The sequence below is a fragment of the Streptomyces saintjeani genome, assembly GCF_055409605.1.
Genome location: NZ_CP189624.1, coordinates 1,328,041 through 1,343,591, shown reverse-complemented (window position 1 = coordinate 1,343,591; position 15,551 = coordinate 1,328,041). Strand labels below are relative to the sequence as shown.

Below are 15,551 nucleotides of genomic sequence, written 5' to 3'. Positions count from 1 at the left end.
ACCCACCGCCTCCGTAGGGCGTGGGCACCCTGGAACCCGAGATGCCGGTGAGGACCGATGGGGCAGTTCCCTGGCGGATGGCTTCGCTTCCGAAGACGCCGGGCGACTGCCGCTCGAATCCCGGAAAACCTGCGCACCCACGCTGTGTGAGCCGAAGCGGAGCGCCGATCCGGCCCGCTGCGGCAGGAATGCCACGCATGTGGAAGTTCGCGTAATTCCCCCGGCTGAAGTCCATGAGTGTCCCCATGGGGAGCGCGGAGTTGCTCCACCACCAGGGCGATTGCAAAGTCGCGGTGAGTACCTGAACCTGTCAGTCGGTCTGCGGCGTGCGTGGCTTCGAGGGCATGCGGGTGATCTCTTCTCACAGACGCACGCATACTCCTGGCCGGTGCAACCGCCACCACCGCGGCGACCGCCGCCCCCTGCGGGGACACGCTCACCCAACACAACTTCGCGTTGTCCATCGACAACGCCTGCGTCGAGTACGTCTTGCGAGTCGATGGCCTGAGCGGTAGCCAGTCCTTCACCGACTTCATCAATAGACTGGCCGGCCCACCTGTTCGGCCCGATCCCTGCGGTCGGCGTCGGTGGCATCGCTCTGGTGGCTGCTCTGGCGCGAAGGCACCCTGTCCATCCACAGCATCGACACCCGGCGCCGCGAGAGCTTCTACTGGGCCGCCGTGCTGGCCACGTTCGCGCTGGGTACCGCCGCGGGGGACCTCACCGCCACGATCGGCTTCGGTTACCTGGGTTCCGCCGTCCTGTGCGCTGTCGCGATCGCCGTTCCGGCTGTCGCTCACCGTTGCGGCGGCCTGAACGCGGTCGCGGCGTTCCGGGCGGCGTACGTCATCACCCGCCCGCTCGGTGCGTCCGTCGCCGACTGGATGGCCGTCGGCCACGGCCGGGGCGGGCTGGATCTGGGCCTGGGGCCGGGCACGCTGTCCTGGACGGTGGTGATCCTCGGTTTCGTCGGCTGTCTGGCCGTCTCCAGCGAAGACGTCCGGCACGGTGTCACGCAGTGATGCGTAGGTACCGCCGGTGGGGCTGCTGTCAGCCGGCGGGCAGGCTGACGACGAAGCGTGCTCCGGGCGTGTGCCCGGGGTCGTAGGTCACCTCGCCGTCGGCGGAGCGGGCCAGGCGTCGTGCCAGCGGGAGCCCCAGGCCCGCTCCGTGGTGTCCGTCGTTGGGATCCGAGCGTTGCCCGGGTTCGAAGAGCCGTGAGGCGAACGGGCGGGGTACGCCGGGTCCGTCGTCGGTGACGTCGATGCGTACGCCGTCGGGTGTGCGGTACGCGCGGACGTCGACGCCGGTGCGGGCGTAGCGGCAGGCGTTGGCCAGGAGAGGGCTGACGATGCGTTCGAGAAGGGCGGGCGGGACACCGGCCAGCAGGTGTGGGCCGCCGGTGGTGAGCGCCAAGTGGCCTGATACGTCCATGAGTTCGGTGAGGCGTTGCAGCGTGGGCAGGACATCTGCGGTGCCCGGAGCGGTGAGTGTGGCGCCCCGGGCGTCGTCCAGGAGGGTGTCGCAGATGGTGCGCATGGACTCGGCGGCGTCCGCGATGACCTTGTGGGTGGTACGGGTTTGGCCGGTCGTGCGGGGGCGGGTGTGCCACCAGTCGAGTTCGGCGATGATCCGGCTCAGGGGTGTCCGTAGTTCGTGCGAGAGTTCCCCGGTGAGCTGCCGTTCGTGGCGCAGCAGGGTGCGGATGCGGTCCAGTATCGCGTCCAGCGACGTACCGAGGCGGGCGAGTTCGGCCGGGTGCCGGGTGCTGCCGAAGCGTTCCTCGGAGGCGACGGCGCTCCACTGGATGGCCTGGTCGGTCATCGTGCGGACGGGGCGCAGCGCACGGCCGACCGCCAGCCGGGTCAAGGCGTAGGTGCAGGCGAGCATCACGGCGTCCAGGGTGAGCGATCCCAGCAGCAGGGTGTCGGCCGAACTCCGGTAGGGGGAGAGGTCGAGCGCGGTGACCACCGTGGCCGCGCTCCTGTCGCCGGGCACCGGCTGGGAGCACAGCCGCAGGGGGCCGTGGACGTCGGCGGTGACGCACCGCGGTCCGCCGCGTCCGGCGAGTGCGTCGGCGACGCGGGTCAGCGGGCCGGCGTTCGGCGGCTCCTCCAGCAGACGTCGGCCGGCGTAGATCCACACGTTGGTGTCGAGGAGGTCGTCGTGGGAGGTCTCCAGGACGCGTACCGTCGTGCCGCTTGTGTCGATGGTCGTCGCGACGGCGGCGGCGCGGGTGCGCAGCTCATCGTCCGCCTGGTGCTGGAGACGGCGGCCGGCCACGGCGTTGAAGGCGACGGTGAGGACCAGCATCAGCAGTGCGGCCGTGGTAAGTGCCACGAGTGACAGCCGGCCGCGCAGGGTGCGGGGCGCCAGACGGTGGAGGACGGCGGTCACGGTCGGCCGCGGCCGGTGGCGGACACCGCTCATGACAGGCGGTGGCCGATCCCACGGGCTGTGCCGATCGTCCGGTCGCTGCCTGCCTCGCGCAGTTTGCGGCGCAGCCGGGTCACGTACTGGTCGAGGGTGTTGTCGTGTACCTGGGCGCCCTCGTGCCAGCCCGCCCGGACCAGCTCGCGGCGGCGCACGACACCACCGGAAGCCGCCATGAGCGCGGCGAGGAGGCGGAACTCAGTCGGGGTCAGATCGACCCGGGTGTCTCGGACGGTGACCACGTGTTGGACGGCGTCCAGTGCCAGGTCTCCCGCTGTGGAGGCGGTCGGCGGGGCGGTCCGTTTGAGGGCTGCCCGCAGGCGGGCGGCGAGTTCGGCGAGGTGGAAGGGCTTGGACAGGTAGTCGTCGCCTCCGGCGGAGAACCCGGCCAGCCGGTCGGCCAGCCGGTGATGGGCGGTCAGGAAGATGACGGGGGAGAGGAACCCGTTCGCGCGCATCGCCTGGCACACATCCCGCCCGTCGGCGTCGGGCAGCCCGATGTCGAGTACGGCGGCGGAGAGGTCGCCGGTGGCCAGCCGCAGGGCGGTGGCGCCGTCCGGCGCGGGCACGGTGTCGAAGTCCTCGTCGCGCAGCCCGCGCATCAGCACGTCACGCAGGGCGTGATCGTCCTCGACGACCAGGATCGTCTGACGCATGGCGGTTCCCCTGTTCTCGTGCCGGGTCCGTTCGGCCTTCTGCGGTGCCCGCCGCTTCTGTTGTCCCGGGCGCTGTGTCGGTGTCGGTCGATCCGGGGGTCCATCGCTCGGGCAGCCAGCAGGCCACGGCGCACAGGCACGCTCCCAGCCAGCCGAAGGCGAACAGCCAGCCGCCGACGACGTCGGTGAACCAGTGCACTCCCAGGTAGACGCGGGTCAGCCCGACCAGCGCGCCCCAGCAGCCGATGACCAGGGTGAACGGTGTCCCGCCACGCGGGCCGCGGACGCGGACGGCGATGATCAGCAGCCCCGCGGTGAGGGCCGCCGTGGTGGTGTGACCGGACGGAAACGCCAATCCCGAGGCATGTGTCTCCCAGTCCGTCAGGGGTGGCCGCGGCCGGGCGGCGAGTGCCATCACCGCGTACCGCAGCCCCTGGCCCGCCCCCAGGCAGCCCAGGCAGAGGGCGACAGCGAGCACCCGCTGCCGGAGGGTGCGTCCCGCGACGACTCCGGCCAGTACGGCCAGCGCGAACGGGAGGGCACCCGTCCCGGTGGCGGTCAGCCCGCGGGCGAACGCCACGGCCACGTGCGACCGGTGGGCAACGGACCACGTGAGGAGGTCGCCGTCCGCGAACAGCGGGATGCCGCCGTGGCCCACCACGACCATCGTCAGGACACCGAAAGCGGTCCACGCGCCGAGGCCGCAGCTGCCGGCCAGTTCCGCGACGTCACCGCGCTTCATGACACCACCACCAGCAGCGGACGCAGCCGGGTGCCCGTGAGCCGCAGAGCCAGTACATCCGCACGCCTGCGCAGTGCCGACATGGCGAGCAGCGCGACCAGGGTGCCCACCACGACCCCTGCCAGCACGTCGTGGGGGTAGTGCGCGCCGACCCAGATCCGCGAGACCGCCATCGCACCGGCGGCCACCGCGGCGACCGTGCCGAGCCTGCGGGAGACGAACAGCAGGGCTACGGCCGCCGCCGCGGAAATGGCCGCGTGGTTGCTGGGGAACGACCAATCGCCGGACGCCGGACACGCCTCCAGCGTGGCCACCCGCAGGCTCTGGCAGGGCCGGTCCTCGCGCACCAGCAGCTTCAGCCCCGCATCCACCCCGTACGCCAGGACCACGAGGAACGGCGCGGCGAGGGCCGTCACCGACGCGGCAGCACCCTCTCGCCGGGCCTGCCACCAGCCGACGGCCATGAGCACCGCGAACAGGGCGAGCCCGTAGGTCGACCACGCAGTCACCGTGTCGTTCAGCCAGGCGGGAGCGTGCCGGGCGAGGTTCACCACGTCGGTGTAGGCCGGGCCGTCGACCGACGAGCCGTCGAGGGCGAGGATCATCCGCGCGCCTCCTTCGCCGTCGCCTCGGCCTTTGCGTCCCGGTGCGAGCGGTACACCTCGCCGGCCACCGGGATCAGTGACAGGGCCACGATGACCACGACGACCGGCAGGAGATACCGGTCCACGTTCGGTACGGAGGAGCCCAGCGTGTATCCCGCCAGGGTGAGACCCAGGCTCCACGCCAGTCCGCCGGTCACCTGCCAGACGGTGAACGTGCGCACCGGCACCCCCAGTGCGCCCGCCATCGGGTTCAGGACCGTGCGCACCACCGGAACGAAGCGGGCCAGCACGATCGCCTTCGCGTACCCGTACCGCGCCAGCAGTTCCTCCGCGCGTCTCGCGCCCTCGTGCAGGCGGGCCGAACGGCTGCGGGCGAGCAGGGCACCGCCCGCTCTCCGGCCCAGGAGATATCCGCACTGCGAGCCCGCCAGCGCCCCGACCGCCGCGGCGACCAGGAGCGGGGCGAGCGACAGCTTCAGGCCGCGGTCGGCGGCGCCCGTGCACAGTAGACCGGCCGTGAACAGCAACGAGTCGCCCGGGAGGAAGAAACCGATCAGCAGCCCGGTCTCGGCGAACAGCACCGCACCCACGCCCAGCACGCCGAACGCGGACAGCAGCGACCGGGCATCCAGGACGTTGACGGCGAGCTGCGACGACAGGTGCACGGCTGTGGTCATCGTCGGGAGCCTTTCGTCCTTCTTGCGGAGTCCTTCGTACGGACCGTCGGATGGGACGCGGCGGCACACCCCACGACTGACTACAATTCCGTAGACGGTCTACTGAACTGTAGACGATAGTGGGGCGAGGAGGGTTCCATGACCGACGCGAAGGACGAGAGGCGGCCGGCCGGCGAGCTCGAAGCCGCTGTCATGGCCGCGCTGTGGGCGGCCGGGGTGCCGCTCAGCGCGGGACGCGTGCAGAGCGAGCTCGGCTCCGGCCTCGCCAGGACGACGGTGACGACGATCCTGACCCGGCTGCACGAGAAGGGCGTCGTCAGCCGTGAGCGGCAGGGTCGCGGTTACGCCTACGTTCCCGTGCAGGACGCTCCCGGCCTGACCGCCCGGCGCATGCACACCGAACTCGACCGGGACACCGACCGCGAGACGGTCCTGGCCCGCTTCGTCGCCCAGCTCAACCCCGGCGACGAGCAGCTCCTGCGGCGGCTCCTGGAGGGCGACGAGCTATGACCGTCCTCCTGCTCGTACCGCTGATCCTGCCCTTCCTCGCGCCAGCGTCGGCCCGCCGGACCCTCGACCGCCTGGCCCCCGCCACCGCCCTGTGGATCCTCACCGCGACGGCCCTGGCACTGGCCGGAGCCTGTGTCGCCGCACTCGGCACCCTGGTCCTGACCGGCCTGCTCAAACTCCCCGCCTTCGCCACACTCGGCGAACTCGTCCACCCACTGCGTACCCCCTCGGACCATCTCGTCCTCCCCGCGGCCGTCGCGGCCACCGGAGTGCTCACCCTCAGCGCACTGACCCTCGCGCGCTCGGCATTCCGACAGGCCCGCGCCTTCCGTACCGCCCGCACCCAGGCCGACCGCCGCCCCGCCGCCGGTGACCTGTGCGTCGTCGACTCGCCCCACCCGGACGCGTACGCCCTGCCCGGACGGCCCCACCGCATCGTCGTCACCACCGCGATGCTGCGCAGCCTCGGCCCCGCCGAGCGTGAGGCCCTCTTCGCCCACGAACGCGCCCACAACCGGGCCGGCCACCACTACTTCCTGGCCGCCGCCGAACTGGCCGCCCACTGCCACCCCGCCCTGCGCGCCGTCCGTGACAGCATCCGGCTCGCCGCCGAGCGGGCCGCCGACGAGACCGCCGCCACCGCCGTCGGCGACCGGCGTCTGATCGCCACAGCCATCGCCCGCGCCGCCCTCGCCGGCCACGCCTCCCCGTCCACCCGCCCGGACTTCGCGCCCGCGGCGACGACCGGCCCGGTTCCGCAACGCGTCGCCGCCCTCCTCGCACCCTCCGGAGACAGCTCGCGCGCCACGTACGGGACCGCGTTCCTCCTGGCGGTCTGCGCGGTCCTGTCCGTCGCTGCCGGAACAGTCGGCGTCATCGACTTCCATCACCAGGTCGAGGTCGCCCAGGGCGAGGAGGGTCCCTGACCGGTTCGGGCCCGGCGGCCCACCGTACGGGGGCGGTCTGCCCGCCGTGTGATCAGCTTCGGGCGAGGACCGGCCTCGCAGCCGGAGGAGGTCGCCGGTGGCATCGGCGGCGTCCGAACTCGGTGGGGCCCGGCTCGATGTCCTCTTCGCGGAGCGTGTGGTGGCGGGTTGCGACGTCGAGGGCGAGGTCGGCAGGCCGGACGGGTTCCTCAGGCGGTGTGGCGGAGACCCGGAGGCGCAGATGGGCGCGGAGCCGGACCGTGGCAGGAGGAAGCCGGGCCGGAGGGTTTCGGCCGAGGGCCGCTTCATGGTCCTGCCGCAGGAGCGGGAGCGGGCCGGAGGCGGGTGACGATCCGGCTCGCGGCGGTCTTCTGTAGCAGCCCGTAGGCGAGGACCGGCAGCAGCAGGTGCGGTTTGTCGGGCAGGGACGCGGTGATCAGGACCGCACTCGCGCTGCTGTTGTTCATACCGCAGGCGAGCGTCAGCGAGGACGCGGTACCCGCCTCCAGCCGCAGGACGCGGGCGGCGACCCGGCCGAGAGCGAAGGACAGCAGGCAGACCATGGCGGCCACGGCCAGGGCGGCGGCGAACAGCAGCGGGCGGGGCCGGGCCAGGACGGATCCGAGGGCGCCACTGGCGTTGACGTAGGTCAGGACCAGCGAGCCGGCCAGGGCCAGCGGCAGCACCGTCCTGTGCAGACGGCTCAGCCATCGCGCGGGCAGGACGAGAGCGCTCAGGAGGCCGGCCGCGCAGGGCAGAACCACCGTGGCCAGGCCGAACCCGCCCTGGGCCAGCCTGCCGGTGTCGAGGAGTACCTGTCCGTAGCCGCCACTCAGCAGCGGCGCCAGCGTCTCCAGCAGCAGGGGAGTGGTGAGCGGGCTGAGGAGCGTCGAGGCCAGGACGAGGCCCACCATCGTGGGCTGGTCGCCTTCGCCTTTGTCGGTCCACACGGTGGCCCCCGCGGCGACGGGCATCGCCGCGACGAGGATCATCGCGGTGAGCAGCCCGCTGCCACCGTCGGAGTCGGGGGTGCGCCGCAGCAGGAACGCGACGAACGGTACGACCGCCAGCGGGATCGCCAGGTGCAGCACCAGCCCGGCGAGCAGCGCCCGCGGGTGCCGCACCAGGCGGCCCAGCTCGCGGACGGGCACCTGAAGCCCGGCCGAGAACAGCACCAGGGACAGCAGGAGCGGTGCGGTGTGCAGCGCCAGGTGGGCCAGCGGCAGGAGATGGGGACGACGCAGCCACAGACCCGGTCCGGGCAGGAACAGGGCGAGGAGATAGGCGAGAACCACGGCACGGCCGAGCCGGTGCCGCAGCCAGGACGCGGCGCGGGTGTGCATCGGCCCATCGTGATCAGGCCGGACCCGGCGACCCGGGAAACCCGCGCGACAGTCAGGATGCGTTCAGGCAACCGCTGGCAGCGTCCCGCCCCATGACCTACGAACTCTCCGGGACTCCCGAGGCCGAACCGGGCGCGAGTGCCTCTGCTCGCGCCTCCCACCGACTGCGCTGGAACAAGGTCCCGGAAGTCACCGCCTACTTCTGGATCATCAAGGTGCTGTGCACGACGGTCGGCGAGACCGCGGCGGACCTGCTCAACGAGAAGGCCGGTCTGGGCCTGACCGGTGTGTCGGTCCTGATGAGCACGCTGCTCGCGGTCGTCCTTGTCGTGCAGTTCCGCACGACCGCCTACCGCGCGGGCGTCTACTGGCTCGCCGTCGCCCTCATCAGCGTCGTCGGCACACTGATCAGCGACAACCTCACCGACGACATGGGCGTACCGCTGGAGACGACCACCACGGTCTTCGCACTCCTCCTCGCGGTCGTCTTCGTCGCCTGGTACCGGCGTGAGCGGACCCTGTCCATCCACAGCATCGACACCACCAGCCGTGAGTCGTTCTACTGGCTGGCCGTACTGTTCACCTTCGCCCTCGGCACCGCGGCCGGCGACCTGGTCTCCGAGCGCATGGACCTCGGCTTCTGGCTCGCGGCCGTCCTGTTCGCCCTGGCCATCGGCGCCGTCGCGGTCGCGCACTTCGCGCTGGGCCTGGACGCGGTGTGGAGCTTCTGGATCGCCTACGTCCTCACCCGCCCGCTCGGGGCCTCGATCGGCGACTACCTGTCCCAGCCGACCGGTGACGGCGGCCTCGGTCTCGGCACCGTCGTCACCAGCGGGCTCTTCCTCGCGGTCATCCTCGGCCTGGTCGTGTACCTGGCGGTGACCCGCAAGGACGTCGCGGACCCCGGGCACGTGACGCGGCAGGCGGCCTGAACGGTTCGCAAGACGTTCAGGAAGCGTTCAGGTGATCACCGAGAAGGTCGGACACCACGGTCGGCCTCTGCGGTCGACCCGTGTGTCGCGGGGCACCCGCCACGCGGAGACGGGTGCCCTTTCACACCCCCACGAACAGGAGTGTCCGACCATGGAGAACCTCGAAGCCCTCACCGACTCAGACGTTGCCGTCCGGCAACAACGAGCCGCGACCACGGCCAGGTCGGTGATGAAGAAACTGCCCGAGGTCACCCTCGCCTTCTGGATCATGAAAGTCGCGGCGACGACCCTGGGCGAGACGGCCGGCGACCTCTTCGCCCAGACCCTGAAGCTCGGCTACTTCCTCACCACGGTCGCCCTGTTCCTGCTCTTCGTGGCGACCCTGGTCGTTCAGCTGCGCTCCCGCCGCTACAACCCGTTCCTCTACTGGACGGTCATCCTGTCGACCAGCATGGCCGGTACCACGATGTCCGACTTCATGAACCGCGACGCCAGCACCAAGTACCTCTCGAGTGGCACCACTTCGCTGGGCTGGGGACCCCAGGGCCTCGGTCTCGGATACCCGGCGGGCGCGGCGATCCTGATCTCGATCCTGGTCGTCATCTTCGCCGTCTGGAAGCTGACCGGGATGACGTTCGTCATCCGCGACATCGTCGGCTTCCGCGGCGAGGTGCTGTTCTGGTCGGCGATCCTCGTATCCAACACCCTCGGCACCTCGATGGGCGACTTCCTGTCCGACAGTTCAGGCCTCGGCTACGCGGGCGGGGCGGCGCTGGTGACCGGTGTCCTGCTGGTCCTGGTGGCTCTGATGAGGGCGCCCGTCGTGCCGAACGTGCTGCTGTTCTGGATCGCCTTCGTGCTGACCCGCCCGCTCGGGGCGACGGCTGGTGACTTCCTTACCAAGCCGGTCGCCAAGGGCGGTCTCGACCTCGGTACGGCGGGTTCGTCGGCCGTGCTGTTGGCCGTGCTGGTCGGTCTGACGGGTTGTGCCCACGCTCAGGAGCGCCGCCGCCTCGCCCCGTCTGCGGTTCCGCCTCCTGAGACGGGCGAATACGAGCGGGCCACCGAGCGGGCCGATTGAGCCTGAACGGTGCCACGCTCGTCGGGCGGGGCGGGAGAGTGTCCTGCGCGCCCCTCCGCCTCCGACTGCTACAGCGTGTTGAGAGAAGATACGCCTGCCGGATTCGTCCGGTGAAGATGAGAGCGCCACCAGGAGGTGGTCCGGTGTTCAGGAGACCATGTCCGGCCTGCTGGGCACGCGACACCCTGGGGAGGAGTTCGTGAACCCCGCCCGCATCACGTCTGCCACGCCCGAACCGTCGGACGGACCTGCCCGGGGGCTTTCGGCGTGGCGGTTCGTGTTGGTGTTCGGGGGCGTCAGCCTGCTGATGGACTTCGTCTACGAGGGTGCCCGCTCCGTCACCGGCCCACTGCTCGCCCACCTGGGCGCCTCCGCGGCTGTGGTCGGCGTGGTCACGGGGGCGGGTGAGGCCGCCGCTCTCGGACTGCGCCTGGCTTCGGGACCACTGGCCGACCGCAGCCGCCGCTTCTGGGCGTGGACCATCGCCGGATACGTGCTGACCGCGGTCACCGTCCCGGTGCTCGGTCTGGCCGGCGTGCTGTGGGTGGCCTGCGCCCTGGTGATCGCGGAACGCGTCGGCAAGGCCGTGCGCTCCCCGGCCAAGGACACGCTGCTCTCGCACGCCACCGCCGCCACCGGACGGGGCCGCGGCTTCGCGGTCCACGAGGCGATGGACCAGGTCGGCGCTCTTGTCGGTCCGCTCACGGTGGCCGGGGTACTCGCCCTCACCGGCAACGACTACGCCCCGGCGCTCGGGGTGCTCGCGCTGCCCGGCGTGGCCGCCATCGCGCTGCTGCTCTGGTTGCGTGCCAGGGTTCCCGATCCGATCGGCTACGAGACCACCATCGGCCCGGCGGTGCCCGGGAAGCCGCCTCCTGCCGAGTCCCGCGAGGGGAAGCTGCCGCGTGCCTTCTGGGCCTACGCGGTCTTCACCGCCGCGACCCTGACCGGTTTCGCCACCTTCGGTCTGCTCTCCTACCACCTGGTCGTCCGCCACTTGATGCCGACCGCCATGGTGCCGGTACTGTACGCGGCGGCCATGGCCGCGGACGCGGTGGCGGCGCTGGCCACGGGCTGGCTGTACGACCGGTTCGGCGCCCAGGTCCTGCTCGTCCTGCCGCTGCTGTCCGCCGCCGTTCCAGCCCTCGCTTTCACCGACACAGTGGGGGTCGCCGTGGCGGGTGCGCTGGTGTGGGGCGCCGCTGTCGGGGTTCAGGAATCCACGCTGCGTGCCACCGTCGCCGACCTCGTACCCGCAGGCCGCCGGGCCACCGCGTTCGGCGTCTTCGCCGGGATCATGGGGGCGGTCGCCTTGGTCGGCGGCGCCTTGGCCGGGGTCCTGTACGACATCTCCATCCCCCTTTTGATCGTCGTCGTCGCCGGAGTCCAGGCCGCCGCACTCATCCTGCTGTGGGCCACCCGGGCCGTGCGCTCCACGCCCGTCCGCTGAGCGCCGAAAGTGCGGGCATGCACGGGCGCTCCCGTCACCACGCTGCTGTTCGGCGGGGAACCGAGCGGCGGACCCTTTCGAAGGCCGGCAGCACTGCAAAGGGACGGTTCGAGGAAACGGAGTCAGGTCGCGAGCAGCCCGCGGCCGAGCCAGTCCTCGGTGTCGCGGACTCCGGGCAGGGCGAAGAAGCAGCCGCCGCCGGTGGGCGAGATGTAGTCGACGAGGGGCTCGTCGACAGGCTCGGCGTTGCCCCAACGGAGTTTCGCGGACACCAACAAAGACAACGCCAACCGTCAGGTCCGGCTCAGCTTCCTGGGCTGAGCCTCCGGAACGCCCCTGCGGCGGATGCGGACAGCGCCTGCTCGGCGTGCGTCGGCTGTCGAGGATGAAGCCGGCCAGCCGTCGACTGCCCGAACACCGGCTGCAAGATGCGCGACGAGGGGAAATCCCTCGTCCCTTCGGCCGTGACGGCCCGTGGGACCTGGACGACCCCGTCGATGAGAGAGGTCGCCCGCCGCGTCCTCGCCGTCCGTCACGCCGATGACCCCATCCACATCGCCGCCACCCTTGTCCGAGGAGACCTCCGCCGCGCCCGCGTCGACCGCGACTGGCCCAAGGCCCAGGCGGCCTGCCGCGCCCTGGAGAAGGAATTCGGCCTGCGCCGCCAGAACACCGGTGAGCCCACCGCCGCCGAACGCCGCAAAGCCGAACACCCCGGCCCCCACGCCCTGGGCGGCATGCCTGTGTGGTGGTGCACCGAGTGCCGGGCCAAGCGGGACCGGGCCTTCGTCGGCCAGGGCCGCAACGGCTGGCGCCGCTGCGGTCACGCCTGGTACGGACCCGAGATGGCCCGCGCCGGCTACGACGCCGTCGGCATCCCCGGAGGCCCCAGCACCTACCCGACCGTCGAAGCCGTCCTGGAAAGCGCTCGGCTTCGACGGAACCTTCCGAGGGGCCGACTTCGGGTCGGCCCCTTCTCCCGGTGCCGATGCTGACGGCCGGGGCCGGGGAAGCGCGTGCGCCTGGAGCTGCCCGAGTGCTCGTGGCGCCGTCAGAGCCGGCCGACGGCTACCCCCATGGTGTCGCCGGCGCCGACGGTGATGGGGGTCACCGCGTTGGTCGCGGTGTTGATCGCGAACACCGTTCCCTCGGATGTCCCGTTGCCGTAGGAGCCGACCACAAAGGCGCTCTTCCCGTCGGGGGTGAGGGCCACCTTCGACGGACGGAAGAACCTGCCTGACCCGGTGACCGGCGGGATGTCACCGATGGGGACGGTCTTGGCCACCTTGTTGGTTTTCAGGTTGATCACGGACACCTTCGCGGTCAGCGGGCTGAATCCCAGCGCAGCGGCGATCTCGGCGTTGTTGAGACCGCGCGCGACCAGCGCGAGCACCTGCCGTTCCCGTTCGGACAGCCCGCTCGGCCCGCCCACCGCGGATGCCGTCGCGGTGTTCGGCGCGCGCAGGAAGCGGGCGATCAGCCGCGAGGTGGGACCGGGTGGGAGGAGGGACTCCCCGGCGGCCACCGTCCGGATGGCGTCGAGGAGTTCGGCCGGCCTGATGTCCTTCACGAGGAAACCGGACGCCCCGGCCCGCAGCGCCTCGACGACGTGCTCGCGAGCGGGTCGTGCAGGTCGCGGGCGATCCGCAGCCGCTCCTCGGCGACGCGGAGCCTGGCCTCCTCCTCCCGGGTGCGTTCGGCCCGCTCGACGATGGAGGCGACGTACAAGCGGTAGTAGCGGACGGCGATGCCGATGAACAGGACCGCGATGATCCAGCCGGAGATCTCCAGGGACTCCAGCGCCCCCTCCGGGTTGGTGAGGCCGTTGCTGATCAGTGCCGGGCCGAGGACGGCGACACCGGTGATCAGCGTGCGGCGTACGGCGCCGGTCGCCGCGACGGTGCAGAGCGCCAGGACGGTCGCGGGGACGGGCAGGGCGGGGTCGTAGTCGAGGGCGTAGTACGGAGCCACGCAGGCCACCACCCCGAGCAGGGCCACCACCGGACGGCGGCGGCGCCATACGAGGGGCACGTACCCGGCGAGCAGCAGCGTCCAGCCGAGCCGGTCGGGCGGCATCCCTTCGCCGCCCGTCAGGGCGATGGCCACGGCGAGCACGGCGACGACCAGCGCGAGGACCGCGTCGTTGCGGGTGCGGCGCGGTGCGGTCAGCGGCTCGCGGTTGACGGCGGACATGACGCGCTCGACACGACGGGACCGGCCGCCGTCTCCGACCGGCCGCCTACCCCTGTGGTCGTTCCCCGTTCTTCCACGGCTCCATCTTCCGGTACTCGTGCGGGCACCCGGGCGGGCCCGCCGGATCAAGGTGCTCGATCGAGGCGTTCGATCAGCGTGCTCAGGGTGCGCCGACGGCTTCCGGCCGCCGTGGCGGCCCGGACGGCTCGGGCTCCCGGGAGAGCGCGCCCGGCCCCCACACCTTCCGGCGCAGGGCGACGCCGGCGCTGGTCACCAGGTACGTCCGTACGAGGAAGGTGTCGAGCAGGACGCCGACGGCGATCACGAAGCCGAGCTGGACCAGCTGCACCAGGCCCATGTTCGTCAGCACGGCGAAGGTCGCGGCGAGGACCAGCCCGGCGGAGGCGATGACGCCGCCGGTGGTGCGCAGCGCGGTGAGCGCCGCCTCGGCCGGTGCATGAGGAAGACGCCGTAATCGACGCCGAGAGCGACGAGGAACACGAAGGACAGCAGCCCGAGCCCCGGATCGGTGCCCTTCAGACCCAGGACCGGTTCGAAGACCAGTCCGCCGATCCCGAGGGAGGCGCCCCACACCGCGACGACCGCGACCACCAGGAGCAGCGGTGCGACCAGACTCCGCAGCAGCACGATCAGGATGAGCAGCACGGAGACGAGGACGAGCGGTACGACGATCTTCGTGTCCCGGGCGTTGGTGTCCTCCAGGTCGATCTGCTGGGCGCTGTCCCCGCCGACGTAGGAGCCCTTCAGCCTGTCCCGCAGGGACTTGATGGTGGCGGTCTCCCCCGCCGACTGGGGTGCGCTCTTCGCGAAGACGGAGATCTCGGTCCAGCCGTCTCCCGTACGCCCCTTCTCCGCGCCGACGACTCCCGGGGTGCGCGGACGGCGGCGAGGGTCTCGTCGGCGCGGCCCTGCGGGGTGATCACGTCGATGGGCCGGCTGCCCTGCCCGGGATATGCCTCGGCGAGGGTCTCCATCGCGACGACGGATTCCGGCTTGTCGACGAAGGAGTCCTCCTGCTTGAGCGGTCCCGGCAGGGCGAGCGAGCCGAGGGCGAGGGCGCCGAGCAGGACGGCACCGCTCGCGAGTACGGCCTGCGTCCGGCAGAGCCGCCCATCGCCGAGAACAGGCTCCGCCGCCCCTTGGGCGTGCTCCCGAAGGCGGGCACGAGCGGCCGGAACACCCGTCGTCCGACCAGTACGAAGACGGCGGGGAGCAGCGTCGTCATCGCGATCAGCGCGCACAGCACACCGACGGCGCCGAGCGGGCCCATGCCCCGGCTGCTGTTGAGGTCGGCGGCGAGCAGGCACAGCAGTACGGCGACGGTGGTGTAGATCAGCGGTCCGCCGAGCGAGTCGTAGACCGCGCCGGAGTCGGTGGCCAGCGCGCCGGTGCTGCCCACCTCGACGCTCAACCCGCCGTCGCCCCGGGCGACTTCGCGGACGTCGTCGACGAGCTTGTCCCGCTGCTCCTCGTCCGCCCCGGGCTCGTTGCCGGCGACCGGGTACATCAGGGTCGTACCGTCCTTGGACGCAATCCCCTGGGGCGCACCGCCGGTCAGCTCGTGCTGCCGGGCGATCTCCGCGACCTGCCCGGCCGCGGTCTCCCGGTCGGCGGCGCTGAGCCCGCCGTCCCGGTGGTAGACGAGCACCAGCTCCGTGGTCTCGCCACCGGGCAACTTCTCCTCGATCTTCGCCGCCCGCGTCGAGTCCGCGCTCGCCGGCAGATAGTCGGTGACCTTGTCGTGCTGCACGTCGGCGAGCTTCGCCGCGAGCGGCCCGACGAGCACGAGCGCGGCGATCCACAGCCCTAGCACAGCCCAGGGAACGGCTCGCCCGCGTCCCGTCCTCATCGTGGTTGTCTCTCCGGCCCTCATCGACCGATCTCCCTCCGGGGAACGCCTGCTTCGGTCCCCGGACTTCCGGCGAGAACCACGGTTTTCGTCGGACGGGAGGGCGAGGTGACGCGTACTCCCGGGGGCGACA

General features: G+C 71.7%; 16 protein-coding genes and 3 pseudogenes. 8 read left to right on the top strand and 11 right to left on the bottom strand.

The annotated features are described in order from the left end of the window. Window positions 1-587 precede the first annotated feature (587 nt). Window positions 588-1,022 (top strand): COG4705 family protein, encoded by a 435-nt coding sequence (locus ACQCO7_RS05950; protein ID WP_464070831.1) that lies wholly within the window; start codon window positions 588-590, stop codon window positions 1,020-1,022. A gap of 28 nt (window positions 1,023-1,050) precedes the next feature. Here ACQCO7_RS05950 and ACQCO7_RS05945 read toward each other — a convergent pair whose 3' ends face one another. Genes ACQCO7_RS05945 through ACQCO7_RS05925 form a run of 5 tightly spaced genes read right to left on the bottom strand, consistent with a single transcriptional unit; the run spans window position 1,051 to window position 5,113 of the window. Continuing rightward, window positions 1,051-2,430 carry a sensor histidine kinase gene (locus tag ACQCO7_RS05945; protein WP_464070830.1) on the bottom strand — a complete coding sequence of 460 codons (1,380 nt, stop codon included), beginning with the start codon at window positions 2,428-2,430 and terminating at the stop codon, window positions 1,051-1,053. Further along, window positions 2,427-3,089 carry a response regulator transcription factor gene (locus ACQCO7_RS05940; RefSeq protein ID WP_464070829.1) on the bottom strand — a complete coding sequence of 221 codons (663 nt, stop codon included), beginning with the start codon at window positions 3,087-3,089 and terminating at the stop codon, window positions 2,427-2,429. Before ACQCO7_RS05940 ends, ACQCO7_RS05945 begins: the two co-directional genes overlap by 4 nt. Beyond that, on the bottom strand, window positions 3,043-3,831 hold the full coding sequence (locus ACQCO7_RS05935; RefSeq protein ID WP_464070828.1) for a phosphatase PAP2 family protein: 789 nt from the start codon (window positions 3,829-3,831) through the stop codon (window positions 3,043-3,045). The genes ACQCO7_RS05940 and ACQCO7_RS05935 overlap by 47 nt, the downstream gene beginning before the upstream one ends. Then, window positions 3,828-4,436 (bottom strand): phosphatase PAP2 family protein, encoded by a 609-nt coding sequence (locus ACQCO7_RS05930; protein WP_464070827.1) that lies wholly within the window; start codon window positions 4,434-4,436, stop codon window positions 3,828-3,830. The genes ACQCO7_RS05935 and ACQCO7_RS05930 overlap by 4 nt, the downstream gene beginning before the upstream one ends. After that, entirely contained in the window at window positions 4,433-5,113 is a 681-nt protein-coding gene (locus ACQCO7_RS05925; RefSeq protein ID WP_464070826.1) for a DedA family protein, read from the bottom strand. Before ACQCO7_RS05925 ends, ACQCO7_RS05930 begins: the two co-directional genes overlap by 4 nt. 138 nt (window positions 5,114-5,251) lie before the next feature. Here ACQCO7_RS05925 and ACQCO7_RS05920 point away from each other — a divergent pair, with 138 nt between their 5' ends. The 3 genes from ACQCO7_RS05920 to ACQCO7_RS05910 all read left to right on the top strand — a co-directional run bounded on the left by ACQCO7_RS05920 (window position 5,252) and on the right by ACQCO7_RS05910 (window position 6,898). Continuing rightward, the gene (locus tag ACQCO7_RS05920) at window positions 5,252-5,623 is read left to right on the top strand and encodes a BlaI/MecI/CopY family transcriptional regulator (RefSeq protein WP_464070825.1); all 372 of its coding nucleotides are present in this window, start codon (window positions 5,252-5,254) and stop codon (window positions 5,621-5,623) included. After that, window positions 5,620-6,549: a M56 family metallopeptidase gene (locus ACQCO7_RS05915; protein WP_464070824.1), complete on the top strand. Its 930-nt coding sequence runs from the start codon at window positions 5,620-5,622 to the stop codon at window positions 6,547-6,549. Before ACQCO7_RS05920 ends, ACQCO7_RS05915 begins: the two co-directional genes overlap by 4 nt. A 97-nt stretch (window positions 6,550-6,646) precedes the next feature. Next, window positions 6,647-6,898 (top strand): hypothetical protein, encoded by a 252-nt coding sequence (locus ACQCO7_RS05910; RefSeq protein ID WP_464070823.1) that lies wholly within the window; start codon window positions 6,647-6,649, stop codon window positions 6,896-6,898. Here the strand turns inward: ACQCO7_RS05910 and ACQCO7_RS05905 are convergent. Then, window positions 6,855-7,892, bottom strand: a complete 1,038-nt coding sequence (locus tag ACQCO7_RS05905) for a bile acid:sodium symporter family protein (protein ID WP_464070822.1) — start codon at window positions 7,890-7,892, stop codon at window positions 6,855-6,857. The two genes, ACQCO7_RS05910 and ACQCO7_RS05905, sit on opposite strands and share 44 nt — an antisense overlap. A 92-nt stretch (window positions 7,893-7,984) precedes the next feature. Between ACQCO7_RS05905 and ACQCO7_RS05900 the strand changes: the two genes are divergently transcribed. The 3 genes from ACQCO7_RS05900 (at window position 7,985) to ACQCO7_RS05890 (ending at window position 11,355) form a co-directional block, all read left to right on the top strand. Next, the gene (locus tag ACQCO7_RS05900; RefSeq protein WP_464070821.1) at window positions 7,985-8,824 is read left to right on the top strand and encodes a COG4705 family protein; all 840 of its coding nucleotides are present in this window, start codon (window positions 7,985-7,987) and stop codon (window positions 8,822-8,824) included. A gap of 151 nt (window positions 8,825-8,975) precedes the next feature. Next, window positions 8,976-9,905, top strand: a complete 930-nt coding sequence (locus ACQCO7_RS05895) for a COG4705 family protein (RefSeq protein WP_464070820.1) — start codon at window positions 8,976-8,978, stop codon at window positions 9,903-9,905. Between the two features lie 157 nt (window positions 9,906-10,062). Then, the gene (locus ACQCO7_RS05890; protein ID WP_464070819.1) at window positions 10,063-11,355 is read left to right on the top strand and encodes an MFS transporter; all 1,293 of its coding nucleotides are present in this window, start codon (window positions 10,063-10,065) and stop codon (window positions 11,353-11,355) included. 122 nt (window positions 11,356-11,477) lie between these two features. Here the strand turns inward: ACQCO7_RS05890 and ACQCO7_RS05885 are convergent, their stop codons facing one another. Then, window positions 11,478-11,627: a hypothetical protein gene (locus tag ACQCO7_RS05885; RefSeq protein ID WP_464077441.1), complete on the bottom strand. Its 150-nt coding sequence runs from the start codon at window positions 11,625-11,627 to the stop codon at window positions 11,478-11,480. A gap of 225 nt (window positions 11,628-11,852) precedes the next feature. Between ACQCO7_RS05885 and ACQCO7_RS05880 the strand changes: the two genes are divergently transcribed. Then, the gene (locus ACQCO7_RS05880; protein ID WP_464070818.1) at window positions 11,853-12,350 is read left to right on the top strand and encodes a hypothetical protein; all 498 of its coding nucleotides are present in this window, start codon (window positions 11,853-11,855) and stop codon (window positions 12,348-12,350) included. Between the two features lie 311 nt (window positions 12,351-12,661). On the opposite strand, the pseudogene ACQCO7_RS05875 reads toward ACQCO7_RS05880, so the two are convergent. The 4 genes and pseudogenes from ACQCO7_RS05875 to ACQCO7_RS05860 all read right to left on the bottom strand — a co-directional run. Then, window positions 12,662-12,970, bottom strand: a pseudogene (locus ACQCO7_RS05875) (LuxR C-terminal-related transcriptional regulator); the annotation flags it as partial. Beyond that, window positions 12,970-13,625 (bottom strand): annotated as a pseudogene (locus tag ACQCO7_RS05870) (DUF7134 domain-containing protein); the annotation flags it as partial. The pseudogenes ACQCO7_RS05870 and ACQCO7_RS05875, both read right to left, overlap by 1 nt. An 83-nt stretch (window positions 13,626-13,708) precedes the next feature. Continuing rightward, window positions 13,709-14,271: pseudogene (locus tag ACQCO7_RS05865) on the bottom strand (MMPL family transporter). 217 nt (window positions 14,272-14,488) lie between these two features. Continuing rightward, the gene (locus ACQCO7_RS05860) at window positions 14,489-15,418 is read right to left on the bottom strand and encodes an MMPL family transporter (protein WP_464070817.1); all 930 of its coding nucleotides are present in this window, start codon (window positions 15,416-15,418) and stop codon (window positions 14,489-14,491) included. Window positions 15,419-15,551 lie beyond the last annotated feature (133 nt).

Bases quoted from the DNA above. Each gene is read 5' to 3' on its own strand.
- ACQCO7_RS05915 (WP_464070824.1), top strand. From the start codon at position 5,620: ATGACCGTCCTCCTGCTCGTACCGCTGATCCTGCCCTTCCTCGCGCCA.
- ACQCO7_RS05905 (WP_464070822.1), bottom strand. From the start codon at position 7,892: ATGCACACCCGCGCCGCGTCCTGGCTGCGGCACCGGCTCGGCCGTGCC.
- ACQCO7_RS05925 (WP_464070826.1), bottom strand. From the start codon at position 5,113: ATGACCACAGCCGTGCACCTGTCGTCGCAGCTCGCCGTCAACGTCCTG.
- ACQCO7_RS05860 (WP_464070817.1), bottom strand. From the start codon at position 15,418: ATGAGGACGGGACGCGGGCGAGCCGTTCCCTGGGCTGTGCTAGGGCTG.
- ACQCO7_RS05945 (WP_464070830.1), bottom strand. From the start codon at position 2,430: ATGAGCGGTGTCCGCCACCGGCCGCGGCCGACCGTGACCGCCGTCCTC.
- ACQCO7_RS05935 (WP_464070828.1), bottom strand. From the start codon at position 3,831: ATGAAGCGCGGTGACGTCGCGGAACTGGCCGGCAGCTGCGGCCTCGGC.
- ACQCO7_RS05930 (WP_464070827.1), bottom strand. From the start codon at position 4,436: ATGATCCTCGCCCTCGACGGCTCGTCGGTCGACGGCCCGGCCTACACC.
- ACQCO7_RS05940 (WP_464070829.1), bottom strand. From the start codon at position 3,089: ATGCGTCAGACGATCCTGGTCGTCGAGGACGATCACGCCCTGCGTGAC.
- ACQCO7_RS05880 (WP_464070818.1), top strand. From the start codon at position 11,853: ATGAGAGAGGTCGCCCGCCGCGTCCTCGCCGTCCGTCACGCCGATGAC.
- ACQCO7_RS05895 (WP_464070820.1), top strand. From the start codon at position 8,976: ATGGAGAACCTCGAAGCCCTCACCGACTCAGACGTTGCCGTCCGGCAA.
- ACQCO7_RS05900 (WP_464070821.1), top strand. From the start codon at position 7,985: ATGACCTACGAACTCTCCGGGACTCCCGAGGCCGAACCGGGCGCGAGT.
- ACQCO7_RS05920 (WP_464070825.1), top strand. From the start codon at position 5,252: ATGACCGACGCGAAGGACGAGAGGCGGCCGGCCGGCGAGCTCGAAGCC.
- ACQCO7_RS05890 (WP_464070819.1), top strand. From the start codon at position 10,063: ATGTCCGGCCTGCTGGGCACGCGACACCCTGGGGAGGAGTTCGTGAAC.